Origin of the sequence: Curtobacterium sp. VKM Ac-2852, from assembly GCF_013205045.1 — a bacterium.
Taxonomy (GTDB): Bacteria; Actinomycetota; Actinomycetes; order Actinomycetales; family Microbacteriaceae; genus Curtobacterium; species Curtobacterium flaccumfaciens.
Genome location: NZ_JABMLI010000003.1, coordinates 158,894 through 182,302, shown reverse-complemented (window position 1 = coordinate 182,302; position 23,409 = coordinate 158,894). Strand labels below are relative to the sequence as shown.

22 protein-coding genes, 1 tRNA gene and 1 pseudogene are annotated in these 23,409 nt (G+C 70.7%); 14 read left to right on the top strand and 10 right to left on the bottom strand.

Annotated features, from left to right (window positions below):
• The first annotated feature begins 4 nt into the window (after positions 1–4).
• The 9 genes from HQQ79_RS11990 to HQQ79_RS11950 all read left to right on the top strand — a co-directional run bounded on the left by HQQ79_RS11990 (position 5) and on the right by HQQ79_RS11950 (position 8,326).
• On the top strand, positions 5–1,147 hold the full coding sequence (locus tag HQQ79_RS11990; RefSeq protein ID WP_027466411.1) for a DNA polymerase III subunit delta': 1,143 nt from the start codon (positions 5–7) through the stop codon (positions 1,145–1,147).
• A 24-nt stretch (positions 1,148–1,171) separates the two neighbouring features.
• Positions 1,172–1,807: a TetR/AcrR family transcriptional regulator gene (locus HQQ79_RS18410; protein ID WP_216852495.1), complete on the top strand. Its 636-nt coding sequence runs from the start codon at positions 1,172–1,174 to the stop codon at positions 1,805–1,807.
• A gap of 44 nt (positions 1,808–1,851) precedes the next feature.
• Positions 1,852–1,924 (top strand) — tRNA-Thr (locus HQQ79_RS11980).
• A gap of 180 nt (positions 1,925–2,104) precedes the next feature.
• The gene (locus HQQ79_RS11975; RefSeq protein WP_027466412.1) at positions 2,105–2,899 is read left to right on the top strand and encodes a glycoside hydrolase family 16 protein; all 795 of its coding nucleotides are present in this window, start codon (positions 2,105–2,107) and stop codon (positions 2,897–2,899) included.
• A gap of 192 nt (positions 2,900–3,091) precedes the next feature.
• Entirely contained in the window at positions 3,092–3,532 is a 441-nt protein-coding gene (locus tag HQQ79_RS11970; RefSeq protein WP_051596899.1) for a BLUF domain-containing protein, read from the top strand.
• A 67-nt stretch (positions 3,533–3,599) separates the two neighbouring features.
• Positions 3,600–4,595, top strand: coding sequence for a Gfo/Idh/MocA family protein (locus tag HQQ79_RS11965; protein WP_173034565.1), 996 nt, complete (start codon positions 3,600–3,602; stop codon positions 4,593–4,595).
• 73 nt (positions 4,596–4,668) lie between these two features.
• Positions 4,669–6,177, top strand: a complete 1,509-nt coding sequence (dacB, locus tag HQQ79_RS11960; RefSeq protein ID WP_173034563.1) for a D-alanyl-D-alanine carboxypeptidase/D-alanyl-D-alanine-endopeptidase — start codon at positions 4,669–4,671, stop codon at positions 6,175–6,177.
• A gap of 23 nt (positions 6,178–6,200) precedes the next feature.
• Positions 6,201–6,821, top strand: a complete 621-nt coding sequence (locus tag HQQ79_RS11955; RefSeq protein WP_173034561.1) for an isochorismatase family protein — start codon at positions 6,201–6,203, stop codon at positions 6,819–6,821.
• The gene (locus HQQ79_RS11950) at positions 6,818–8,326 is read left to right on the top strand and encodes an NAD-dependent succinate-semialdehyde dehydrogenase (protein ID WP_173034559.1); all 1,509 of its coding nucleotides are present in this window, start codon (positions 6,818–6,820) and stop codon (positions 8,324–8,326) included. The genes HQQ79_RS11955 and HQQ79_RS11950 overlap by 4 nt, the downstream gene beginning before the upstream one ends.
• Before the next feature lie 46 nt (positions 8,327–8,372).
• Here the strand turns inward: HQQ79_RS11950 and HQQ79_RS11945 are convergent, their stop codons facing one another.
• The 8 genes and pseudogenes from HQQ79_RS11945 to HQQ79_RS11910 all read right to left on the bottom strand — a co-directional run bounded on the left by HQQ79_RS11945 (position 8,373) and on the right by HQQ79_RS11910 (position 16,594).
• Positions 8,373–10,226, bottom strand: a complete 1,854-nt coding sequence (locus HQQ79_RS11945; RefSeq protein WP_173034557.1) for an ABC transporter ATP-binding protein — start codon at positions 10,224–10,226, stop codon at positions 8,373–8,375.
• Between the two features lie 7 nt (positions 10,227–10,233).
• Positions 10,234–10,449 (bottom strand): hypothetical protein, encoded by a 216-nt coding sequence (locus HQQ79_RS11940; RefSeq protein ID WP_027466417.1) that lies wholly within the window; start codon positions 10,447–10,449, stop codon positions 10,234–10,236.
• 33 nt (positions 10,450–10,482) lie between these two features.
• Entirely contained in the window at positions 10,483–12,093 is a 1,611-nt protein-coding gene (locus HQQ79_RS11935; protein WP_367948095.1) for an MFS transporter, read from the bottom strand.
• 219 nt (positions 12,094–12,312) lie between these two features.
• Positions 12,313–12,942: pseudogene (gene ribA, locus HQQ79_RS11930) on the bottom strand (GTP cyclohydrolase II); the annotation flags it as partial.
• A gap of 29 nt (positions 12,943–12,971) precedes the next feature.
• On the bottom strand, positions 12,972–14,051 hold the full coding sequence (gene ribD / locus HQQ79_RS11925; RefSeq protein WP_216852546.1) for a bifunctional diaminohydroxyphosphoribosylaminopyrimidine deaminase/5-amino-6-(5-phosphoribosylamino)uracil reductase RibD: 1,080 nt from the start codon (positions 14,049–14,051) through the stop codon (positions 12,972–12,974).
• Between the two features lie 91 nt (positions 14,052–14,142).
• Complete coding sequence (locus HQQ79_RS11920) at positions 14,143–14,697, bottom strand: GNAT family N-acetyltransferase (protein WP_173034553.1); 555 nt, start codon at positions 14,695–14,697, stop codon at positions 14,143–14,145.
• Positions 14,698–14,699: 2 nt separating this feature from the next.
• Positions 14,700–15,710, bottom strand: coding sequence for a tryptophan--tRNA ligase (gene trpS / locus HQQ79_RS11915; protein WP_173034551.1), 1,011 nt, complete (start codon positions 15,708–15,710; stop codon positions 14,700–14,702).
• Between the two features lie 41 nt (positions 15,711–15,751).
• Complete coding sequence (locus HQQ79_RS11910; RefSeq protein ID WP_173034549.1) at positions 15,752–16,594, bottom strand: exodeoxyribonuclease III; 843 nt, start codon at positions 16,592–16,594, stop codon at positions 15,752–15,754.
• Between the two features lie 52 nt (positions 16,595–16,646).
• On the opposite strand from HQQ79_RS11910, the gene HQQ79_RS11905 reads away from it, so the two are divergent.
• Positions 16,647–16,979: a hypothetical protein gene (locus HQQ79_RS11905; protein WP_173034547.1), complete on the top strand. Its 333-nt coding sequence runs from the start codon at positions 16,647–16,649 to the stop codon at positions 16,977–16,979.
• 92 nt (positions 16,980–17,071) lie between these two features.
• Here HQQ79_RS11905 and HQQ79_RS11900 read toward each other — a convergent pair whose 3' ends face one another.
• A complete protein-coding gene (locus tag HQQ79_RS11900) occupies positions 17,072–17,344 on the bottom strand; it encodes an HPr family phosphocarrier protein (RefSeq protein ID WP_173034545.1) in 273 nt (90 codons plus the stop codon).
• Positions 17,345–17,413: 69 nt separating this feature from the next.
• A complete protein-coding gene (locus HQQ79_RS11895; protein WP_027466423.1) occupies positions 17,414–18,184 on the bottom strand; it encodes a DeoR/GlpR family DNA-binding transcription regulator in 771 nt (256 codons plus the stop codon).
• Between the two features lie 251 nt (positions 18,185–18,435).
• On the opposite strand from HQQ79_RS11895, the gene ptsP reads away from it, so the two are divergent.
• From ptsP to HQQ79_RS11875, 4 genes are all read left to right on the top strand, one after another.
• Positions 18,436–20,094 (top strand): phosphoenolpyruvate--protein phosphotransferase, encoded by a 1,659-nt coding sequence (ptsP, locus tag HQQ79_RS11890; protein WP_027466424.1) that lies wholly within the window; start codon positions 18,436–18,438, stop codon positions 20,092–20,094.
• A 68-nt stretch (positions 20,095–20,162) separates the two neighbouring features.
• Positions 20,163–21,710 (top strand): PTS mannitol transporter subunit IICB, encoded by a 1,548-nt coding sequence (locus HQQ79_RS11885; protein ID WP_173034543.1) that lies wholly within the window; start codon positions 20,163–20,165, stop codon positions 21,708–21,710.
• 88 nt (positions 21,711–21,798) lie between these two features.
• On the top strand, positions 21,799–22,236 hold the full coding sequence (locus tag HQQ79_RS11880; RefSeq protein ID WP_071244331.1) for a PTS sugar transporter subunit IIA: 438 nt from the start codon (positions 21,799–21,801) through the stop codon (positions 22,234–22,236).
• Positions 22,233–23,390, top strand: a complete 1,158-nt coding sequence (locus tag HQQ79_RS11875; RefSeq protein WP_173034541.1) for a mannitol-1-phosphate 5-dehydrogenase — start codon at positions 22,233–22,235, stop codon at positions 23,388–23,390. The genes HQQ79_RS11880 and HQQ79_RS11875 overlap by 4 nt, the downstream gene beginning before the upstream one ends.
• Positions 23,391–23,409: the final 19 nt, after the last annotated feature.

Genomic DNA, 23,409 nt, shown 5'->3' with positions numbered 1-23,409 from the left:
TCCCGTGAGCGTGTGGGACGGCCTGACCGGGCAGGAAGAAGCGGTCGCGTCGCTGCGCAACGCGGCCGAGTCGACCGACGGCACCGGTGGCATGACGCACTCGTGGCTCATCACCGGCCCGCCCGGGTCGGGTCGGTCGAACGTGGCGACCGCCTTCGCTGCGGCGCTCGTGGGCAACGGCCCCGACGACGACCACACCCTGCGGCAGATCACCGCGAAGACCCACCCGGACGTCTCGGTGCTCACCACCCAACGCGTGATCATCACGATCGACGAGATCCGGCAGCTCGTCACCTCGTCGTACTACTCGCCGTCGGTCGGGCGGTACCGCGTCGTCATCATCGAGGACGCCGACCGCATGACCGAGCGCACTTCGAACCTGCTGCTCAAGGCGCTCGAGGAACCCCCGGAGCGCACGGTCTGGATCCTCTGCGCCCCGAGTGAGGCCGACCTGCTGCCGACGATCCGGTCGCGCGTCCGCTCGGTCCGTCTGCGTGTGCCCGGCATCGAGTCCGTCGCCGACCTGCTCGTCGCCCGGACCGGTGTCGACCGCGCCCTCGCGATGGATGCTGCTCGTCAGGCGCAGAGCCACATCGGCATGGCGCAGCGCCTGGCCACGAGCGAGCCCGCACGTGACCGCCGACGCCGGACCCTGACGACCGTGCTCGGTGTGCGGAGCGTGGGTGACGCCGTCATGGCGGCCGCCGAGCTCCTCGCCGTCGCCGACGAAGACGCCAAGTCCATCACCGAGCAGCGCGACTCCGAAGAGCGCGACGCGGCCCTGCGCTCGCTCGGGGTCGAACCCGGCGGGACGATCCCGCCGGCGCTCCGGTCGCAGCTCCGCGCCCTCGAGGACGATCAGAAACGCCGTGCGACCCGCAGCCTGCGCGACGGCCTCGACCGGATCCTGGTGGACGTCTCCTCGCTGTACCGCGACCTGCTCCTGCTGGGGCTCGGAGCCCCGGCGGAACCGGTCAACCTGGCCATGCGAGACCAGCTCGAGCACGCGCTGCCGACGACACCGCCCGCTGCCGCGCTCGAGGTCCTCGACGCCGTCGCCCTGGCGCGCCAGCGCATCGCGGCCAACGTGGCGGCACTCCTGGCGCTCGAAGCACTGCTCGTCACCATCGCCCGCGCCCGCCGCTGAGGCACGGCGTGCGACAATCACGGCATGCCCGACGCTGAACCCGGCCTGCGCGAACGGAAGCGCCGCGCCACTCGGCGCGCCATCCAGCAGGCTGCGCTCCGGATCGCCCTCGAGGACGGCCTCGGCGCGGTCACGGTGGACGAGATCTCCCGGCGAGCCGACGTCTCACCGCGGACGTTCTTCAACTACTTCCCGAGCAAGGAGCAGGCGATCCTCGGGGACGACCCGCAGCTGCCCGACGACGCGGCGTTGCAGGCGTTCGTCGACGGTGGTCCGAGCGGTGACCTGCTCGCGGACGTCGGCACGCTGCTGGTGCACTCGACACGCGAACTGATCGAGGAGCGCGGGCTCATCGAGGAGCGCCAGCAGGTCCTGCGCGCGAACCCGGAGCTGTTCAGCCGTCGGATGGCGTCCATGAAGGAGTTCCAGGCGGAGCTGCAGGCGGCCGTCGCACGGCGGCTCGAAGACGCCGACGCGGAGCTCGCCGCCGACCCCGACGCGCTCCGTCGCCGCGCCGGTCTCGCGGCCATCGTCGCCCTCGCCGCCCTGCGCCACGCATGGTGGGAGTGGTCGGGTTCCGAAGCCGGGACACACCTGGTCGACGAGCTCGAACGGTCCTTCGCCGAGCTCGGCGTGCTGGTTTCGCGTTCACTCGTCTGAACCTGTATAGTCATTGCTCGTGCCACTCCGGACATGGAGTGTGCGCCGCCTTAGCTCAGTCGGTAGAGCGATTCACTCGTAATGAATAGGTCGTCGGTTCGATTCCGACAGGCGGCTCCGTGAACACCCCGGTCAGGTCCACTCGAAGTGGCTCTGACCGGGGTTTTCGTATTCCGGACGAATCCGTGTCCCTCGCCCGAGGGGCAGACGTCGGGCGTGATCGCGGGCTAACCTTGTCCGCGATACGGGGGACACGATGACCGACCACCAGCCCAGCGCTCCACCGGCGATGACGCAGTGCTGAAGCGTGTCCTGGTCATCGTCGTGGTCGCCGCCACCGCCGGAGCACTCGCGGTGACCGCGGCAGCCGTGCCCGAGTCCGTCGCGACGTCCGCGTCGACCTCGTCGCCGAGCACCGGTTCGTCCGCGACCCCGACGGCGTCCGCGACCGGCCCCGCGTACCTGGCGGACCGCGAGCCGACCTTCTCCGAGGACTTCGACACCCCCGCCGCAGCCGGCGGCCCCTTCGCCGAGACGTACCGGAACTCGTGGCAGCCGTACCCCGACGGCACCGGCGGCAAGTACTACTCGAACGAGGTCGTGAGCGCCCACGACGGCTACCTGGACGTCGCGATGGACGGTGAGCACGGTGCTGCCGGAACATTCGGCACACCCACCGGCGCGTGGTCACACGTCGGCGGCACCTTCAGCATCCGAGCGCGGGCGACCGGCGGAGACGGCAACGGGATCGCGGTCATGCTGTGGCCGACGTCGAACGCCTGGGCCGACGGTGAGTTGAGCTACCCGGAGGGACAGTTCGACGGGTCGCCCCGCGTCTTCCACCACTCGATGCTGCCCGGGCTGGAGCGCCGCTTCGAGCACTACAACACCCGGGTGTCCTGGAACGAGTGGCACACCTACACGACCGAGTGGGTGCCGGGCAAGAGCGTCCGGTACTACCTCGACGGCAAGCTCGTGTTCACGGTGCCGCGCAACGTCCCCACCACTCCGCACCGCTACATGTTCCAGACCGGCAACTGGGGCGACCCGGGGCACGTCCAGATCGACTGGGTCCGCACCTACGACAGGTGAGTGACCAATCCCCCCGGACGGGGGCTCCGAATCAGTCCGGTCGTACGACCCGACACCCGTGTGCTCGCGTCGATGACCCGAACCTCGACGCGGGCGCGCGGACGGGAACGATCCCCGTTCTGGGGCTGCCCGACGGGCTCGGCGCGGTCCACGATGAGTGGGAACCCGTTCCGTCGTCACCGAGAGGTCGTCATGCTGCTGTCCCTGGTCTACATGAGCGCAGCGAACGAGGTGTTCGACCAGGAGCGGCTCGACGCACTGCTCGAGCACGCACGGGTCCGCAACACCGCGTCCGGCCTGTCCGGTCTGCTCGTCTACAAGGACGGCCGGTTCATGCAGCTGCTCGAAGGTCCCGAGGCGGCGGTGCTCGAGACGTACCAGCGCATCATCGACGACCCGCGGCACACCGACGTCGGCCTGCTGGTCGAGGAGCGCATCCACACTCGGCGCTTCGGCGAGTGGAAGATGGCGTTCCACCGCGAACCGGACGCCGACCTGCCCGACGGCTTCGACTCGTTCCTCGCCGAGGGCGACGCGAGCGCCGACACGAGCCGTGCCCGTGAGCTCCTGCGCTGGTTCCGGAACCACCCGATGGCCGCCCCGGACGCGGCGCTCGGCAAACACCGCCGCTGACGCCCCGAGGCGGCCACCGCCGCTGACAGCGCCGCCGCGGCCCACCTCGCGCTGGTAGACAGGACCCATGACGGTTCGCTGGGGAGTCATCGGCACAGGCGGCATCGCACGGTCCTTCGTGGGTGACTGCACCGCGGCCGGCATCGTGTTCACCGCCGTGGGCAGCCGCACCCGCGAACACGCCGAGGCCTTCGCCGCGGAGTTCGGTATCGAGCGGGCCCACGGTTCCTACGATGACCTGGTGGCGGACGAGCGCATCGACGCGGTCTACGTCGCGACCCCGCACGTCCGGCACGCCGAGGACGCCCTGCTCGCGATCCGGGCGGGCAAGCACGTCCTGGTCGAGAAGGCCTTCACGATGACCGCGGAGGAGGCCCGTACGGTCGTCGACGCAGCTCGGCACGCGGGCGTCGCGGTGATGGAGGCGATGTGGACCCGCTTCCTGCCGCAGATGGCGATGATCCGCGAGATCGTCGCCGAGGGTCGGATCGGTCGCCCGGTGGTGGTCGAGGCGACCCACCACCAGGCCCTCCCGACGGACCCGGGTCACCGGCTGCGCGACCCTGCACTCGGTGGGGGAGCGATGCTCGACCTCGGGATCTACCCGGTGTCCTTCGCGGTGGACGTGCTCGGCGTGCCGACCGCGCTCGTCGCAGCGGGCACGCTGAGCGAGCAGGGCGTCGACGAGCAGATGGGCCTGGTGATGACGCACCCGGGCGGCGCGCAGTCGATGATCCACTTCGGGATGGACCTGCGGAGCCCGAACACGGCGTCGATCATCGGCGAGACCGGCCGCATCGACCTCGACTCCACCTGGTACACGCCGACCACCTGGCGGATCCGCGACCGCGACGGCGCCGTGGTCGAGGATTTCGACGGTCGCGAGGAGCTCGCCGGCTACGAGCACGAGGCACGCGCCTTCGAGACGATGATCACGTCGGGCCGCCACGACGGCGGCCCGATGGACCCGGACGAGACCGTCGCGATCATGGCGGTGCTGGACGAGGCACGTCGCCAGGTCGGGGTCCGGTACCCCGCCGACGGTCCCGGCACGGCTCCCTGATCCGGCACCCGTCCTCGACGGATCCCGCCCCCGGCCTGGAGGCTCCTGCCGCAGTTCCGTAGGATCGGTCACGATGTCCGAGCAGCAGCCCACCCCGCGTTCCGTCCCGGAGCGGTTCCGCGCCGCCGTCACCGCAGCGCGCGCCTCCGCCGCACGACGCCCGGTCCCCTGGATCGCGGGTGGTCTCGCGGCGCTGCTCGTGGTCGGCTCCGGTGGGGCCGTCGCCGTCGCAGCGGCCACGACCCCCGACTCCCGCTCTGCCGCGCCGAGCTCGACCCGGACCGCGTCCTCGGCTCCGGACCGGACGACCACCACGAAGCGCCCGACGGCGAAGCCGTCCCCGACGCCGACCGCCGACACCCGCGCGGTGCCGGACGACCTCGCCGGCCCCTCCGCCCTCCGGACCTGCTCGATCGCGACGGCTGCGTCGGCGAGCGGCCTCGGCGACTTCGAGGGGTACGTGATGGACGCCGAGACGGGCAAGGTGCTGTTCTCGAAGCACGGCGAGCGGGCCGCCCAGACGGGCAGCGTCATGAAGACCCTGACGTCGGCGACCGCGCTCTCCGTGCTCGGGGGTGACCACCGCATCCCGACGACCGTCACACGGGAGTCCGCGAACACCGTGGCCCTGGTCGGGCACGGTGACGCGACGCTGTCCGCGGGCGGCGGCACCGTGTACCCGGGCGCCCCGACCCTCGCCCAGCTCGCACAGCAGGTGAAGGCGAAGGTGGGTGCCGCCCCGGTCACCACGATCGTCACCGACGACTCCTACTGGAGCGATGCCGACGCCTGGGACCCCACGTGGCCGGTCTCCGAGCGCACCATCGGGTACCAGCCGGAGGTCACCGCGCTGATGGTCGACGGCGACCGAGCGAACCCCGCAGCGGCGACGTCACCGCGGTCGGAGGACCCGGTCGGGCGGGCGGGTGTCGCCTTCCGCACGGCACTGGCGAACGCAGGAGTCGCGGGCGCCGGTTCCGCGCAGATCGTCAAGCGGGCGACCACGGGCACCGAGACGATCGCCACGGTCTCCTCGCAGCCGGTGTCGACGCTCATCGGGCAGATGATCCCGAACTCGGACAACACCCTGGCCGAGATGCTCGCCCGGGTGTCCTCGAAGGAGTCCGGGTCGAACGGCTCGGCGGCGTCCCTGTCGTCCGTGTACCAGTCGGCGCTGCGCTCCTACGGCCTCGACCCGGCCGGCATCGTGATCAAGGACGGCTCGGGCGAGAGCGCCTCGAACGCCGTGTCGCCGGAGTTCGTCGCCCACCTGATGGTGCAGGTCGCCTCCGGAGCGAAGGGCCTCGGGACGCTCGCGAACGCCCTGCCGGTGTCCGGGCAGTCCGGTACCCTCGCCAGCCGGTTCACCGGCGCGAACGCGGTCGCCCGTGGCAAGGTGCACGCGAAGACGGGCTGGATCGACAGCGCGAACACCCTCGGCGGCTACATCGACGCCGCCGACGGGTCCCGGTTGACCTTCGCCTTCTACGCCATCGGTTCGTCGCGCGCGGCGGCACTGCCGGCACTCGACGCGGTGACCGCCGCGACCTACTCGTGCGGGAGCAAGCTCACCGGCTCCTGAGCCGACGGGTGTTGGATGGACCCATGGCAAGAGCACTGCTCGTCGTGGACGTCCAGAACGACTTCACCGAGGGCGGTGCGCTCGCGGTCACCGGGGGAGCGGCGCTCGCGAAGCGCATCACCGCGTTCCTCGGTCGGCACGGGGACGAGTACGACCTCATCGTGGCGTCCCGCGACTGGCACCACGGGGACGACGACAACGGCGGACACTTCGCCGGACCCGAAGGACCCGACTTCGTCGACACGTGGCCGGTGCACTGCGTCGCCGGGACGCCCGGCGCCGACTACCACCCCGACCTCGACACCGCCCTGATCGACGTCGACGTCCTCAAGGGCCAGGGCACGCCGGACTACTCGGCGTTCCAGGCCGTGACCGAAGCGGGCGTCCCGCTGGCCGACGTGCTCGCCGAGCGCCGCGTGCACACGATCGACGTCGTCGGCATCGCAACCGACCACTGCGTCCGGGCCTCGGCACTCGACGCCCGTGCCGCGGGCCTCGACGTCGCCGTGTACGAGGACCTGGTGGCCGGCGTCGACGCCGAGCGCAGCGCCCGGGCGCTCGACGAGATCCGGGCGGCCGGCGGACACGTCGACCGCAGCGACATGGACGAGGGCCTCGCAAACCCAGGAGGAGCACGACTGTGACCGACACCACCACGAACGAAACCACCACCACCACCGTCGCCGACGAGCACGTCCGCGTCGAGGGCGTCCCCACCGGACTCTTCATCGGCGGCACCTGGCGTGCCTCGTCGAGCGGGTCCACGTTCGCCGTGCACGACCCGTCGACCGGAGCCGTCCTGGCCGATGTCGCGGACGCCACCCCCGAGGATGGCATCGCCGCCCTCGACGCCGCGGCCGCCGCGCAGGAGTCCTGGGCAGCCACGGCCCCGCGCACACGGTCGGACATCCTGCGCCGGGCCTTCGACCTGGTGCACGAGCACGCCGACGACCTCGCGGCCCTGATGTCGCTCGAGATGGGCAAGCCGCTGGCCGAGGCCCGCGGCGAGGTCGTCTACGGCGGCGAGTTCCTGCGGTGGTTCTCGGAGGAAGCGGTCCGCATCACCGGCGATTACCGCACGAACCCCGAGGGCACCGGCCGCGCGATCGTGCTGAAGCGTCCGGTCGGCCCCGTCTACGCGATCACCCCGTGGAACTTCCCGCTCGCGATGGCGACCCGGAAGATCGGACCGGCCCTGGCCGCTGGTTGCACGGTGGTCGCGAAGCCGGCCGACCTCACCCCGCTGACGACCCTGTTCCTGGTCGAGCTGTTCCGCCGTGCCGGGCTGCCGGACGGTGTGCTCAACGTGATCCCGTCGAGTGACGCCAAGGGGCTGTCGGAGCCGATCATCGCCGACCCGCGCCTGCGCAAGCTGACCTTCACCGGTTCGACCCCGGTCGGTTCGGCGCTCCTCAAGCAGGCGGCGGACAACGTGCTCAAGACGAGCATGGAGCTCGGCGGCAACGCTCCGCTGCTCGTGTTCGACGACGCCGACCTCGACGAGGCGGTGGACGCGGCCATGCTCGCGAAGTTCCGCAACACGGGCGAGGCCTGCACCGCTGCGAACCGGTTCTTCGTGCAGGACGGCATCGCCGACGCGTTCGTCGCGGCCCTCACCGCGAAGGTGGACGCCCTGCGCGTCGGCCGGGGGACCGAGGACGGCACGACGCTCGGACCGCTCATCGACGACCGGGCCGTGGACAAGGCCGCCTCGCTCGTCGACGACGCCCTCGGCCGCGGTGCCCGGCTCGTCACCGGCGGCCACCGGATCGACCGCCCCGGCACCTTCTACGAGGCGACGGTGATCGACGACGTGCAGCCCGGCTCGGAGATCATGACGACGGAGATCTTCGGACCGGTCGCCTCGGTCACGCGCTTCAGCACCGAGGACGAGGGGATCCGGCTCGCGAACGACACCGAGTACGGACTCATCGCCTACGCCTTCACGACCGACTTCCGGCGCGGCCAGCGGCTCGCCGAACGCCTGGAGACGGGCATGCTCGGGCTGAACACGGGCGTCGTGTCCAATGCGGCGTTCCCGTTCGGCGGCGTGAAGTCCTCGGGCCTGGGCCGCGAGGGCTCGCACGAGGGCATCGAGGAGTACCTCGAGACCGTCTACGTGCTGACGCCGGACCCGTTCGCCGCCTGAGTCCGAGTCGACGGTACGGCCGCGGTGCTCACGGCCGTCCCCGGACTCACACGAGCAGCTGGTGCTTCGCCAGGTCGCGGTAGAGCGGCGTCGACTCCACGAGCTCGGAGTGCGTGCCGCTGCCGACGACGCGGCCGTGCTCGAGCACGACGATCACGTCGGAGTCGACCACCGTCGACAACCGGTGGGCGATCACGAGCAGGGTGCGGTCCTCGGCGACGGCGTCGATCGCGAGCCGCATCTTCTGCTCGTTGACCCCGTCGAGTGACGACGTCGACTCGTCGAGCAGCAGGATCGGGGGAGCGGCGAGCAGCGCGCGGGCGATGGCCAGGCGCTGCCGTTCCCCACCGGAGAGCATCACGCCGTCCTCGCCGACCTGCGCGTCGAGACCGCGGGGATCGCGGTGCAGGACCTCGCCGAGGTTGACCGCCTCGAGCACCCGGACGCAGTCGTCCTCGGTGGCGTTCGGCGACCCGAGCAGCAGGTTGGCGCGGATCGTGCCGGCGAGCACGGGGGCGTCCTGCTCGACGTAGCCGATCTGGGCACGGAGCTCGTCGCGATCCATGCCGCGCACGTCGATGCCACCCAGGCGGATGACCCCGTCGGTGGGGTCGTAGAACCGCTCGATGAGCGCCAGGGTCGTCGACTTGCCGGCACCGGACGGGCCCACGAGTGCGACGCGCGAGCCGCGGGGCACCCGGAACGACACGTCGTGGAGCACCACGTCGTCGGCCGGGCGCTCGTCGTCGACGTGATCCGGGCCTCCTGGACGGTCCGCGGGGTCGGACGCGACCGCGCCGTCGGCACCCGAGGCGTCCGCCTGGGCGCGGTACCGGAACGAGACGTGCTCGAACGCGATGGCGTCGTCGGTGGCGACCGCTGCGGCCGGTCGGACCGACTCGTCGTCCTGGGACTCGGTCGGCAGGTGCAGGATCTCCTCGATCCGGCCGAGCGCGCCGAGCGCCTGAGCGACGGCCACGGCCGCGCCCATCGCCTGGCCGAGCGGCATGATCATCATGAAGAGCAGCAGGATGAACGTGATGAGCGTCGCGATGGTGATGGTGCCGGCGGCGACCTGTGCCCCGCCGACGCCCAGGACGGCGATGAACGCGACCTGCATGACGATGCTGGCGACGGGCACGACGAAGGCGGACATCTTGGCGATGTCGAGGCCCCGCTTGTAGGCCTCGGTCGCGTGGCCGTCGACCTCGCGCACCTCGCGCTCGGTGGCGCCGGCCGCTCGGATGGTGCGGACCGCGCCGATCCCGCGTTCGACGGCCGCGGTGAGGTCGCCGACCTTCTCCTGCGCACGCTTCGAGGCGACCCGGATGCGACGGCTCAGCCCGCCGACGACGACGATGGCGATCAGGACGATCACGATCACGATACCGAGCAGCAGCGGGTCGATGATCGCCATCGCGACGATGGCGCCGAAGAACGTGAGCGCGCCGCCGATCGACTCGATCAGTCCCTGGGTCAGGACGGCCCGCAGGAGCGTGGTGTCGCTGCCGACGCGGGACACCAGGTCGCCGGTCCGACGGGTGTCGAACTCCGAGATCGGCAGGTTGAGGATGCGGGCGATGAGCTTGCGGCGGGTGGAGAGCACGACGCCCTCGCCCGCGCGCTGCAGCAGGAAGTGCTGCACACCGTTCAGCACCCCCGCGACGATGACGAGCCCGACCAGCAGCCACACGAGCGTGCTGAGGGTGTTGCCCTGCTGCACCGCGGTGATGACCTGGTTGACCAGGAGCGGCTGCGCGAGCGAGGCCCCCGCACCGAGGACGCTCAGCACGATGATCACGACCATCGCGGGCTTGTTCTCGAACAGGTAGGACAGCAGGCGACCGAACGTGGCGCGGGGGCCGTCGGAGGTCTTCGGGCGTGCGAAGGGGAAGCTCATCGTGTTCCTAGTTTCTGCCGTACTTCTTGTGCACTGCCTGTCGGCTGACACCGAGCAGCGTCGCGATCTCCTGCCACGAGGCGCCGGCGGTGCGGGCACGTCGCGCGGCGAGCTCTTCGGTCCGGTCGAGCTCACGGCGCAGTTCCCGCACGTTGGCGAGGGCGGAGAACGGGTCGTCCCCCGATGCTCCGGCCGCGAGGCTCGTGATGGTCGGTCGGTCCATGCCTGTCAACCTACATTGACGCACCGACATCCGTCAACCTGCGTTGACGGCGTCTCGCCGCGCTGCATCGGGTGCGCAAACGCTTGCGTCTTCGTTCGACGCCGCCACGCGCGCGAGACGCCGCCGAATCCGGCGGCGTCTCGGCGGGCAGGCGGCGTCCCGCTGACACGACGGCGTGTTGCGCGGGGGGGGGGGGGCACACGAGGGACGGGAGGCCCGGTGCCAGCGGGCCCCGGGCCGCCCGGCCAACGGATGCCGCGCCGAGCAGGCGGCGGCGAAGGCCTGCGACTTCGTCTCGCGCACGAAGAGCAGCGCGACCAGGGTCACGACCGCGGCGATCGTCAGGTACAGGCCCACCAGGAAGATGTCGCCGTCCGGCTTCCAGAGTGCCAATGCGATGGTCGGGGCGAGTGACGCACCGAGGATCGACGCGACGTTGTACGCGATGGCCGAGCCGGTGTACCGGACGTTCGTCGGGAACAGCTCGGGCAACAGCGCACCCATCGGACCGAAGGTCAGCCCCATCAGCGAGAGCCCGACGATGAGGAACGTCACCACGGTGATCGGCCCACTCGACGCCGCGAACCAGAACTGGAACGTCAGGCCGAACAGCGCGATGCCGATGGTGGTCGGGATGAGGGTCTTGCGGCGGCCGAATTTGTCGGCGAGCAGCCCGGCGATCGGGGTGAAGATGCCGAAGAACACGACGCCGATCATGAGCAGCGTCAGGAACTCGCCACGGGTGTAGCCGAGGCCGACCTTTGGGACGAGCGGGCTGTTCTCGGTGCCGGTGGTGCCGTACTGCAGAGTGAACGTCGTCAGGAAGTAGAAGAGCACGTAGGTGGCGACCATGCCGAACGTGCCGATGATGACGGCCCGCCACGAGGTGCGGAACACCCGGCCGAGCGGGACCTTCGCGACCGTGCCGGACTCCTGCACACCGCGGAACACCGGCGACTCGACGAGCTTGAAGCGCACGTAGAGGCCGATGATGACGAGCACGGCGGAGAGCAGGAACGGGATGCGCCAGCCCCACGCCTGGAAGTCGGCGTTCGGGGTGCCGTCGGCACCGGCGGGCATCGCCGCGTTGATCGCGATGAACAGGCCGTTCGCGAGCAGGAAGCCGATCGGGGCGCCGAGCTGCGGCATCGAGCCGAACACGCCGCGCTTGCCCTTCGGCGCGTTCTCGGTCGCGAGCAGGGCCGCGCCGGACCACTCGCCGCCGAGGCCGACGCCCTGGGCGAAGCGCATCACGGCGAGCAGGACCGGGGCCCAGACCCCGATGGTGTCGAACGTCGGCAGGCAGCCGATCAGGAACGTGGCGGTTCCCATCACGAGCAGCGATGCGACGAGGGTGGTCTTGCGGCCGATCCGGTCGCCGAAGTGCCCGAAGACGATCGACCCGACCGGCCGGGCGAAGAACGCCAGGGCGAACGTGACGAAGGAGGACAGCTGCGAGGCCGTCGGGTCCTCGTTCGGGAAGAACAGCGTCGGGAAGACGAGCACCGCGGCGGTCGCGTAGACGTAGAAGTCGTAGAACTCGATCGACGTGCCGACGAGGCTCGCGATGACGACGCGGGAGCGCGGGTTGCCGGCGGGTGCCGGAGCGGAGGTGGGCGTTGCGGGTGCCGGGGCGGCGGTCATGACAGTGCGGGGTCTTCCGTGCTGCGTGCTCCCGATGGGGAACACGAGGATCCGAAACGGCGGACACCGATCGGTTCGCGCGGGGTGGCGCGGGCACCGATCGGGTGCGTTCGGCTGAGGGGGACCGCTTGTGACGGAAGCCCGATCATACGACAGATGTCGTCTGCCTGCGAATCAGCCCAGAGTCAGCTGGCCGCAGCGTCCGTCACCGGCGCGCGCTCAGGCGCCCGCGCCGGCCCCGGCTTCGAGGTGCTCCGGCAACTGGTGGCCCATCCGGTCGCGCTTGGTGTCCAGGTACCCGGCGTTCTGTGCCGAGATGCCGACGACGAGCGGCACGAGCGAGTCGACGGTGATGCCGTGCTCCTCGAGCTGGCGGCGCTTCTCCGGGTTGTTGGACAGCAGCCGGACGCGGGTGATCCCGAGGTCGGCGAGGATGCCCGCGGCGCCGCCGTAGGCGCGGGAGTCGGCGGGCAGGCCGAGCGCGAGGTTGGCGTCGAGGGTGTCGAGACCGTCCTCTTGCAGGCGGTAGGCCTTGAGCTTGTTGATGAGACCGATGCCGCGGCCCTCCTGCCCGCGCAGGTAGATGACCACACCGCCCTCGGCGGCGATCGTGTCGAGCGCGGCGTCGAGCTGGGGGCCGCACTCGCACTTCAACGACCCGAAGGCTTCACCGGTCAGGCACTCGGAGTGCACCCGGACGAGTGCCCCGTCGGTTGGCATCGAGCCGTCCGGCAGGGTGCCGATGATCGCGACGTGCTCCGCGCTCGTCACGAGGTCGCGGTAAGCGCGCATCTGGAAGGTGCCGTGGGTGGTCGGCACGTTCGTCGACACCTCGAACTTGACCGGGCTCCCCGGCGTGGGGGAGGTCAGCGCATCGGTCATGGGGTGCTCCGGTCGTTCGTGGGCCCGTCGTTCCCGAGCCCGGGTGTCGCGTGCTGCTGTTGCTGGCGGTGCTGGTTCTGGTGCTGCGGACGGTGCGGTCGGGCTCGGACCAGCAGGTCGGGGCCGAGGCTGGTGGTCGATAGTACGTCCAACCGCCGACGCTCGGAGATGCTTCCCGCCCCCAGGTCGTCGAGGGCGACACGGGGTCCGCCGAGCAGCACCGGGGCGAGGTACACCAGGTACTCGTCGACGAGTCCGGCGGCGATGAGCGCCGAGGCGACCGTGGGACCACCCTCGACGAACACCGAGTGCACGCCGTGCCCGCGCAGGGCACCGAGCGAGGTGGCCAGGTCGTGTCCAGGCAGGGTGACGAGCCCGCGCGGGTGCCGACGGACGGCGGCGTCGGCCGGCACCGGGCGGTCACCGAGCACCACGGCGAGCGGCTGGTCGGCGAGGAGTTCGCCGGCGTCCCCGCGGGCGGTCAGGCTCGGGTCGTCGGCCAGGACGGTGCCGGTGCCGACGAGGATCGCATCGTGGGCGGCGCGCTGTTCGTGGACGTGCTGCCGTGCGGCGGCGCCGGTGATCCACTTGCTCGTGCCGTCGGCAGCGGCGGCGCGCCCGTCGAGGCTGGAAGCCCACTTCACGGTGACCCACGGTCGGCCGAGCCGGACCGAGAGCAGCCACCGTTCGAGGAACGCCTCGGCCTGGTCGGCCAGGACGCCGGAGACGACCTGGACCCCGGCGGCGCGGAGTCGGTCGGCGCCGCCGTGCACGTCGGCTCCGGGGTCGTCGATCGCGTAGACGACCCGGGCGATCCCGGCGTCGAGCAGTGCCACGGCGCACGGCCCGGTGCGCCCGACGTGGTTGCAGGGTTCGAGGGTGACGACCGCCGTCGCGCCACGCAGCAGTGCCGGATCGACCTTGGCCATCGCGTCGACCTCGGCGTGCGGGGTGCCGGCGCCCTTGTGCCACCCCTCGGCGAGGACCTCGCCGGCGGGGGAGAGGATCACGGCGCCGACGCGGGCGTGGTCGCCGACGACGGGCCCGAGGGCCGCGAGTTCGAGCCCGCGGCGCATCGCCCGGACCTCGGTGGGTCGTGCCGTGTCGCTCACGGGCCGAGCCTACCGGCGGCGGTTGGGTGACACGTCACCACGGTTGTGAGCGCGTTCAGGCGCTGGGCCACGGGAGCTCGGATGCGGGTGTGCCGTCGGCGCGTCGCAGTGCGGTCCACGCTGTGGTCGGGCCGCCGTCCCGGTCCGGAACCCGGGCTGCGCCGAGGCCGGTGTACGAGAACCCGGCCGCACGTGCGACCGCCGCCGAGGCCGTGTTGTCCTCGTAGCACTCCCAGTAGACGTCCGGCGCGCCCTGCTCGAACGCCCAGTCGACGACGAGCTGGACGGCGTCGTGCATGAGCCCGGCGCCGCGCGCGGACGGTGCGAGCCAGAACCCGAGGTCACGACCGGCGGTGCGGTAGCTGATGATGCCCGCGAGCCAGGTCGAACCGGCCGGTCGGATCGCCCACGTGTACTCGCGGTCCGAGGCCCAACCCGGTCCGACCAGGGCGTCGACGAAGGTCCGGGCATCCTGCTCGCGGTACGGCGTCGGCACCGTCGTCCACCGGACGATCTCCGGGTCCTGGCAGGCCTCGGTGATCGCCGCGGTGTCGGCGCGGGTGGGCAGGTCGAGCCGGACCCGCGCCGACTCGAGCGTGACGGGCAGCACGGTCAGCCGCGCGACCGCGGGACGAACCCGATGCGGTCGTAGACGCGGGCCAGGGTCTCCTGCGCGATCGACTCGGCGCGATCGGCGCCGACGGCGAGCAGCCGGTCGAGCTCCGCCGGGTCGTCGAGGAGTTCGAGCGTGCGGGCGCGGACCGGTTCGAGCTCGGCCACGACGGCGTCGGCGACCTCGCCCTTCAGGTCGCCGTAGCCCTTGCCGGCGAACGATTCCTCGAGCGCGGCGATCGAGGTGCCGGTGAACGCCGACAGGATCGACAGCAGGTTCGTCACACCGGGCTTTGCCTGGCGGTCGGCCCGGATCTCGCGCTCGGCGTCGGTGACGGCCGACTTGATCTTCTTCGCCGTGCGCTTCGGGTCGTCGAGCAGGCGGATGAGGCCGTTGTCCGACGCTGCGGACTTGCTCATCTTGCTGGTCGGGTCCTGCAGGTCGTAGATGCGCGCGGTCTCGGTCAGGATGCGTGCCTCGGGCGTGACGAAGGTGTCACCGAACCGCGAGTTGAAGCGTCCGGCCAGGTCGCGGGTGAGCTCGACGTGCTGGCGCTGGTCGTCGCCGACCGGCACGACCCTGGTGTCGTAGAGCAGGATGTCCGCGGCCATCAGGATCGGGTAGGTGAACAGCCCGACCGACGCGGCCTCGGCGCCCTGGCGTGCCGACTTGTCCTTGAACTGGGTCATCCGGCTCGCCTCGCCGAAGCCGGTCAGGGTGTTCAGCACCCAGGCGAGTTCGGCGTGCGCGGGCACGTGCGACTGCACGAACAGCGTCGCCTTGGACGGGTCGATGCCCGACGCGATGTACTGCGCAGCGGTGGCCCGGGTGTTCGCGCGGAGCTCGGTCGGGTCCTGGGGCGAGGTGATCGCGTGCATGTCGACGACGCAGTAGATGGCGTCGTAGTCGTCGAGCAGGGTCCTCCACTGCATGAGCGCCCCGACGTAGTTGCCGAGGTGCAGTGAGCCGGCGGACGGCTGGATGCCCGAGAAGATGCGGGTCTTGGTCATGGTGGTGCTCCGGTGCGTCAGGTGAAGCGAGAGAAGAGGGGTCAGAGTTCGTAGTCGACGACCACGGGGGCGTGGTCGGACCATCGCTGGTCGTACGCCGCGGCGCGGTCGACCGTGTACTCCGTGACCTTGGCGGCCAGGTCGGGCGTCGCCATCTGGTAGTCGATGCGCCAACCGGTGTCGTTGTCGAACGCCTGCCCGCGCCAGGACCACCACGTGAACGGACCGTCGACGTCGCCGGCCTGGGCGCGGCCCACGTCGACCCATCCGAGCCCGGGACCCGTGGAGCCGTCGGCACCCTCGACCGGTTCGCCGTCGGCGCCGAAGAACCGCGAGAAGTAGGCTCGCTCCCGCGGCAGGAAGCCGGCCCGCTTGACGTTGCCCTTCCAGTTCTTGATGTCGCGCTCGTCGTGCCCCACGTTCAGGTCACCGACGACGACCGCGAGCGGGTTGTGCTCGCGGAGCGCCGGCAGCCGCTCGGTCATCGCGTCGAGGAACTTCCACTTCTCGTCCTGCTTGGGGGTGTCGACCTCGCCCGAGTGCACGTACGTCGAGACCACCGTGACGGTCGTCCCGCCGATCTCGTAGTCGGCCTCGAGCCAGCGGCCGGCGGAGTCGAAGTCGTCGGCGCCCAGTGCGACGCGGTGGATCTGCGCGGAGTGCCGCGAGGCGATCGCCACCCCGGCCCGGCCCTTCGCGGTCGCCGGGTCGTGCACGATGTCCCACTCGTCCCCGAGCAGCGCCGCCAGGTCGTCGCTCGACGCGCGCACCTCCTGCAGGGCCAGCACGTCGACGTCGCGGGTGGCGAGCCAGTCGCCCATGCCCTTGCGGAAGGCGGCGCGGACGCCGTTCACGTTGACGGATGCGAGGCGCAGGCGTGTCATGCAGAACACCTTATCGGCGGGTGCCGACAGCCCTCGGTCGTACGATCTGCCCATGACCGTCGTGATGACCGTCGGCGAGCTGCTCGCCGCGTTCCGACCCGTGGCAGCGCAGATGCTCCGTCCGGACGAGTTCCGCTCCGCCCGCTTCTGGGTGAGCCCGCACGGGGACTGGGAACTCGACCACGAGGAGGACGAATTCATCGACAGCTCGATGAGCGTCGTCTGGGAGATCGGGGGCGAGACCCAGGGTACGAGGGGCCTCGTCGAGGACGTCGACGACCTGCCCGGACTCCTCCACGACCTCGCCGACGACCTGCAGGACTTCATCGCCGAGAGCTCCTTCGCCTGGGGCGAGCTGCGCGCGATCCCGCCCATCGCGCCGTAGCGGCGATCGGACGACGGACGGGAGGCCCGTGGCTGCGTAGCCACGGGCCTCCCGTCCGTCTGGTGGTCGCGTGCAGGACGCGACCTGCGCGATCAGGCCGCGTCGTGGTCCGTCTTGAGGAACTCGACCAGGCTGTCCGCCGTGGTCTCGGCGTCGTCGCCCGACACGGTGAGGATGACCTCGTCGCCGTTCTCGATGCCGAGCCCGAGCAGGGCGAGGATGCTGCCGGCGTTCCCGGACTTGTCGCCCTTGGCGATCGTGACCTGGTGCCCCGACGCCGTCACGGTCTGGACGAAGAGGGATGCGGGGCGAGCGTGCAGGCCGGATGCGCTGGCGACGGTCACGGTGCGGGTGGCTTCGGACATCGATGTACTCCTGTCGATGGGTGGTTGGCTCATGCTAGCGAGCGCTGGGTGGGCGGGAACGGGGCACGGTCAGGGTCGGCCGGGCCAGAAGACCTCGGTGCCGGCGGCCTCGACCTCGCGGACCAGGTCGAGGTTGACGGCGGGGTCGGTGATGATCGTGTCGATCGCGGCGAGCGGGGCGACGCGACCGAACTCCTCGCGGCCGAACTTGGTGTGGTCGGCGAGCAGGATGCTCCGTCGTGCGGACTTGATCATCGCGCTCTTCACGGCGGCCTCGGCCATGTTGTGGGTGGTCAGGCCGCGCTCCGGCGTGATGCCGTTGATGCTGATGAAGGCGACGTCGACGCTGACCATGCCGATGAGCTGGTGCGTCCAGGTGCCGACGCCGGCCAGGGAGTCGCTGCGGATGTTGCCGCCGAGCAGGTGCAGGTCGATGCCCGGGCGGTTCGCGACGGCGGTGGCGACGGGGAGCGAGTGCGTGACGACGGTCAGCCCGCGGTCGGTCGGCAGCAGCTCGGCGAGGCAGATGGTCGAGGTGCCGGCGTCGATCATGATCGAGCCGTTCTCCGGCAGTTCCGCCAGGGCGGCCTCGGCGATGACCATCTTCTCGGTCTGGTTGATCCCGCCGCGGTCACCGACGCCGGGGTGCAGGGTGATCCGCTCGACGGGGATCGCGCCGCCGTGCGCACGACGGACGAGGCCGCGGCGCTCGAGGCTCGTCAGGTCGCGGCGGATGGTCTCGGGCGTGACGGCGAGCAACTCGGCCAGGTCCTTGACGTCCACCCGGCCCTGCGCGCGCGCCTGCTCGACGATGCGCTGGTGGCGTTCTGGTGCGTACATCGGACCTCGTCGTCTCGGGTCGGAACGGAACGGACATGCTCGGGCACGACATCCGCGATGTCGCCCCGTGCGTTCGATCCGCCAGACGCAAACGGGCATCTGTTTCTGTATTTTTATCCCCGGATGTGTTTGTTTGTCAACGCGAAGCGGGGTAGTGTGCTGCTCAGCCGCACGGGCGTGGTCCGTTCCCGTGTCGTGTGCACCGAACGATCCACCCCACCGCAAGCGCGTGTGAGATGAAGGAGTCTCGAATGTCCGAACTGCTCGGCACCGGCGTCGGCCGTGGCGTTGCCCACGGCCCCGTGCTCCGGATGGCTGACCCGCTCGGCGAACCGTCGAAGGACGCCCTGGTGGGCTCGGCCGACGACGCGAAGCAGGCCGTGCACGACGCACTGGCCGCCGTGGCGGACGACCTCAACAAGCGCGGACAGCTCGCCGGCGGCGACGCACAGGCCGTGCTCGAGGCCCAGGCGCTCATGGCGCAGGACCCGACGCTCCTCGACGACGTGCACACCCGCATCGACGGCGGCACCAACGCCGAGCGTGCCGTGTACGAGGCGTTCGCCCAGTTCCGCGACCTGCTCGTCGGCATGGGCGGCTACATGGGGGAGCGCGCGGCCGACCTCGACGACGTCGCCCAGCGCATCATCGCCAAGCTCCGCGGCGTGCACGCCCCCGGCGTCCCCGAGTCGGACACCCCCTTCGTCCTCGTCGCCCGCGACCTCGCCCCGGCAGACACCGCGCTGCTCGACCTCGAGAAGGTCCTGGCGCTCGTCACCCGTGACGGCGGCCCGACCTCGCACACCGCGATCCTCGCCCGTGCCAAGGGCATCACCGCCATCGTCGGTGTGACCGGTGCCGACGACCTGGCCGACGGCGTCCACGTCGTCGTCGACGCCGTGGCCGGCACCGTCTCGACCGACCCGTCCGACGCGCTCGTGGCCGAGGTCGACCAGCGCATCGCCGACCGCCTCGCCGCCGCAGCAGCACCGCTCACCGCGGGTGCGCTCGCCGACGGCCACGTCGTGCCCCTGCTCGCGAACCTCGGCAGCCCCGCCGACGCCGCCGGCGCCGTTGCTCTCGGTGCGGAGGGCGTGGGGCTCTTCCGCACCGAGTTCCTCTTCCTCGACTCGCCCAAGGCCCCCACGGTCGACGAGCAGACCGAGTCGTACCGTCAGCTCCTCGCGGCGTTCCCCGGCAAGAAGGTCGTCGTGCGCGCGCTCGACGCCGGCGCCGACAAGCCCCTGCCGTTCCTCACGGACAAGGACGAGGAGAACCCGGCCCTCGGGCGCCGCGGCCTGCGTGCCCTGCGGAACCACCCCGAGGTCCTGCGTGACCAGCTCACCGCCCTCGCGCAGGCCGACGCCGCGACCGAGGCAGACCTGTGGGTCATGGCCCCGATGGTCGCCGACGCCGAGGAGACCGAGTACTTCGTCACCCTGGCCCGCGAACTCGGCATCCGAACCGCGGGTGTCATGGCCGAGGTGCCGTCGCTCGCGCTGATGGCCGAGCAGGTGTTCCAGAACGCCGACTTCGTGTCAATCGGCACGAACGACCTGACCCAGTACACGATGGCCGCCGACCGCATGCTCGGCACCGTCGCGTCCTACCAGGACCCGTGGCACCCCGCCGTCCTGCGCCTCGTCGCGCAGCTCGGCACCGCGGGCGCCACCGCCGGCAAGGCCGTCGGGATCTGCGGCGAGGCAGCAGCCGACCCGCTGCTCGCCGTCGTCCTGGTCGGTCTCGGCGCCACCACCCTCTCGATGACCCCCGCGGCTCTGGCCGACGTGCGCGCCGAACTCGGTCGCTACACGCTCGAACAGGCCCGCGAGATGGCGACGGCGGCACTCGCCGCGAGCACGGCGGCGGCCGCGAAGTCCGCTGCCGCGGCCGCGACGCACGCCGCCTGAGCCACCACCCCCAGCACCACCCCTCCCATCACCACGCAGCAGCTCCACCACACAGAAAGTCACCGCACATGACAACGTCGTCCGTTGCAGCGCCCGACGCACCCGCGAAGTCGCGGGGCGGCGCACGCGTCGCCGTTCAGAAGTTCGGCACGTTCCTCTCCGGCATGGTCATGCCCAACATCGCGATCTTCATCGCGTGGGGCATCATCACGGCCTTCTTCATCCCGGACGGCTGGACGCCGGTCGCGGCGCTCGGCGGTTCCCGCGACGGGAGCGTCGTCGGCGTCGTCGGCCCGATCCTGACGTACCTCATCCCGCTCGCGATCGCGATCCAGGGTGGCCGGATGGTCTACGAGACCCGCGGTGCCGTCGTCGGGTCGATCTTCTCGATGGGCGTCATCCTCGGGTCCAACTCGACGATGATCCTCGGTGCGATGATCTGCGGGCCGCTCGGTGCGTACATCATCAAGCAGCTGGACCGTCTGTGGGACGGGAAGATCAAGCCGGGCTTCGAGATGCTGGTCAACAACTACGCCGCCGGCATCCTCGGGTTCGGGTTGTTCCTGGCCGGGTTCTTCTGGCTGTCGAAGGTCTTCACCGGGATCGCGACCGCACTCGGTGCAGCTGTCGAGTTCTTGATCAACCACTCCCTGCTCCCGCTCGCGAGCGTGTTCATCGAGCCGGCGAAGGTGTTCTTCCTCAACAACGCGATCAACCACGGCGTGCTCGACCAGCTCGGCGTGGACCAGGTCAAGGAGTCGGGCAAGTCGATCCTGTTCCTGCTCGAGGCGAACCCCGGCCCCGGCCTCGGCCTGCTGCTGGCGTTCACCATCTTCGGTGTCGGCATCGCCCGTTCGACCGCCCCCGGCGCGATCATCATCCAGTTCTTCGGCGGCATCCACGAGATCTACTTCCCGTACGTGCTGCAGAAGCCGGTCATGTTCATCGCGGTCATCCTCGGTGGCGGCACGGGCGTGCTGACGAACGTCATCTTCAACTCCGGCCTGACGGCACCTGCGTCCCCCGGATCGATCTTCGCGGTGTTCCTGAACACGCCGCGGGACAGTTTCCTCGGCGTCACCCTGTCGGTCGTCCTGTCCGCGGCAGTCACGTTCGCGGTCGCGTCGTTCTTCCTCCTCGCCACCCGCAAGCGTGACCGCGAGATGGGCAACGACGGAGACATGAGCGCCGCCATGGCGAAGCTCCAGGCCAACAAGGGCCGCGACGTCAACGCGGCGACCGCCGGCCTGCTCGGCAACAACTCCCCGGCCAACGAGGAAGAGGCCGAGGCCTCCCTCGGCGGCGTCGGCTCGGCGAGCACGGCGACGGCGACGAAGGTCCAGAACCTGGTCTTCGCCTGCGACGCCGGCATGGGCTCGAGCGCGATGGGCGCCAGTGTCCTGCGCAACAAGATCAAGAAGGCGGGCATCGAAGGGGTCACGGTCTCCAACAAGGCGATCGCGAACCTGTCCGGTGACGAGGACCTGATCATCACGCAGGAAGAACTGACGGACCGCGCGAAGCAGAAGAACCCGAACGCGCAGCACGTGTCGGTCGGCAACTTCATGAACGCTCCGCAGTACGACCAGGTCGTCGAGCAGCTGAAGAACCAGTAACGCCACAACCAGTAACGAAGTGCAGTATCGGAGGGGACGGGGCTGACCCGTCCCCTCCATCTCGTCCTCAACACAAGGAGAACCCCCGATGCCCGTCCTGCAGGAGAGCCAGATCCGCATCCACACCGAGGACACCGCGCCGACCAAGTCGGAAGCGATGAAGGAGGCGGCCGAGATCCTCGAGGCTGCGGGCGCGGTCACGGCCGACTACTACCCGGCCATGCTCGAGCGTGAGAAGAGCGTGTCCACCTACATGGGCAACTTCCTCGCCATCCCGCACGGCACCAACGACGCGAAGGACGCCATCAAGTCGTCCGCCCTGTCGTTCATCCGCTACGCCAGCCCGATCGACTGGGACGGCAACCCCGTGCGCTTCGTCGTCGGCATCGCCGGCGTGAACAACGAGCACCTCGACATCCTGTCGAAGATCGCGATCGTGTTCTCCGACGAGGACGAGGTCCAGAAGCTCACCGACGCCGCCGACACCGCCGCGATCCTGTCGATCCTCGGCGAGGTCAACGAGTGAGCACCAGCACCGCCGTCCACTTCGGCGCCGGCAACATCGGCCGCGGCTTCGTCGGGCTCCTGCTCCACGAGGCCGGGTACGAGGTCATCTTCGCCGACGTCGCTGCCCCGCTCATCGACGCCCTGGCCGCGGCCGACTCGTACACCGTGCACGAGGTCGGGGCCGGCGCCCAGGACCACGAGGTCACGAACTTCCGCGCACTGAACAGCGCGCAGGACGAGGACGGCGTGGTCGCCGAGATCGCCACCGCAGCGATCGTCACGTGCGCCGTCGGCCCGAACGTCCTGAGGTTCATCGCCCCGGTCATCGCGCGCGCGCTCGTCGCCCGTGACGCGGACGCCGCACCGATCGCCGTCATGGCGTGCGAGAACGCGCTGAACGCCACGGACCGGCTGCGCGAGTTCATCGTCGCCGCCCTGCCCGAGGACGGCCGCGACGCCGCCCTGGCCAAGGCCGTCTTCGCGAACACCGCCGTCGACCGCATCGTTCCCGCACAGCCCGAGGGTGGCGGACTCGACGTCACCGTCGAGACCTACTTCGAGTGGGCCATCGACCGCACGCCGTTCGGTGGGAACGAGCCGGAGATCCCCGGCGCGCACTACGTCGACGGCCTCGCGGCGTCGATCGAGCGCAAGCTCTTCACGGTGAACACCGGGCACGCCACCGTCGCGTACCACGGCTTCGTCGCCGGGGCCGACAAGATCTCGGACGCCATCGCGATCCCCGCCGTGCGCTCCGAGCTCGAGTCCGTGCTCGCCGAGACGAGCGACCTGCTCATCCGCCGGCACGAGCTCGACCCCGAGGTGCACCGCGCGTACGTGCAGGCGATCATCGGCCGGTTCGAGAATCCGCACCTGCCCGACACGGTGACCCGCGTCGGCCGCCAGCCGCTCCGCAAGCTGTCGCGTGACGAGCGGTTCGTCTCGCCCGCCGCCGCGCTGGCCGAGGACGGCACGGAGCCGACGGCGCTGCTGGACGCGATGGGTGCGGCACTCCGCTTCGACGTCGCGGACGACGAGCAGAGCGTCGAACTGCAGGCGCTGCTGGCGTCGGACGCGTCCGACGCGGACGTCGCCACGCAGATCACCGGTCTCGCTGCGGAGCACCCGCTGCACGCTGCGTTCACCGAGCGGATCCGGTCCGCGCGCGCCTGACGACGTCAGCACCGACGAA

Bases quoted from the DNA above. Each gene is read 5' to 3' on its own strand.
- HQQ79_RS18410 (WP_216852495.1), top strand. From the start codon at position 1,172: ATGCCCGACGCTGAACCCGGCCTGCGCGAACGGAAGCGCCGCGCCACT.
- HQQ79_RS11970 (WP_051596899.1), top strand. From the start codon at position 3,092: ATGCTGCTGTCCCTGGTCTACATGAGCGCAGCGAACGAGGTGTTCGAC.
- HQQ79_RS11965 (WP_173034565.1), top strand. From the start codon at position 3,600: ATGACGGTTCGCTGGGGAGTCATCGGCACAGGCGGCATCGCACGGTCC.
- dacB (WP_173034563.1), top strand. From the start codon at position 4,669: ATGTCCGAGCAGCAGCCCACCCCGCGTTCCGTCCCGGAGCGGTTCCGC.
- HQQ79_RS11955 (WP_173034561.1), top strand. From the start codon at position 6,201: ATGGCAAGAGCACTGCTCGTCGTGGACGTCCAGAACGACTTCACCGAG.
- HQQ79_RS11945 (WP_173034557.1), bottom strand. From the start codon at position 10,226: ATGAGCTTCCCCTTCGCACGCCCGAAGACCTCCGACGGCCCCCGCGCC.
- HQQ79_RS11940 (WP_027466417.1), bottom strand. From the start codon at position 10,449: ATGGACCGACCGACCATCACGAGCCTCGCGGCCGGAGCATCGGGGGAC.
- HQQ79_RS11935 (WP_367948095.1), bottom strand. From the start codon at position 12,093: ATGACCGCCGCCCCGGCACCCGCAACGCCCACCTCCGCTCCGGCACCC.
- ribD (WP_216852546.1), bottom strand. From the start codon at position 14,051: ATGCGCCGCGGGCTCGAACTCGCGGCCCTCGGGCCCGTCGTCGGCGAC.
- trpS (WP_173034551.1), bottom strand. From the start codon at position 15,710: ATGACCAAGACCCGCATCTTCTCGGGCATCCAGCCGTCCGCCGGCTCA.
- HQQ79_RS11910 (WP_173034549.1), bottom strand. From the start codon at position 16,594: ATGACACGCCTGCGCCTCGCATCCGTCAACGTGAACGGCGTCCGCGCC.
- HQQ79_RS11905 (WP_173034547.1), top strand. From the start codon at position 16,647: ATGACCGTCGTGATGACCGTCGGCGAGCTGCTCGCCGCGTTCCGACCC.
- HQQ79_RS11900 (WP_173034545.1), bottom strand. From the start codon at position 17,344: ATGTCCGAAGCCACCCGCACCGTGACCGTCGCCAGCGCATCCGGCCTG.
- HQQ79_RS11895 (WP_027466423.1), bottom strand. From the start codon at position 18,184: ATGTACGCACCAGAACGCCACCAGCGCATCGTCGAGCAGGCGCGCGCG.
- ptsP (WP_027466424.1), top strand. From the start codon at position 18,436: ATGTCCGAACTGCTCGGCACCGGCGTCGGCCGTGGCGTTGCCCACGGC.
- HQQ79_RS11885 (WP_173034543.1), top strand. From the start codon at position 20,163: ATGACAACGTCGTCCGTTGCAGCGCCCGACGCACCCGCGAAGTCGCGG.
- HQQ79_RS11880 (WP_071244331.1), top strand. From the start codon at position 21,799: ATGCCCGTCCTGCAGGAGAGCCAGATCCGCATCCACACCGAGGACACC.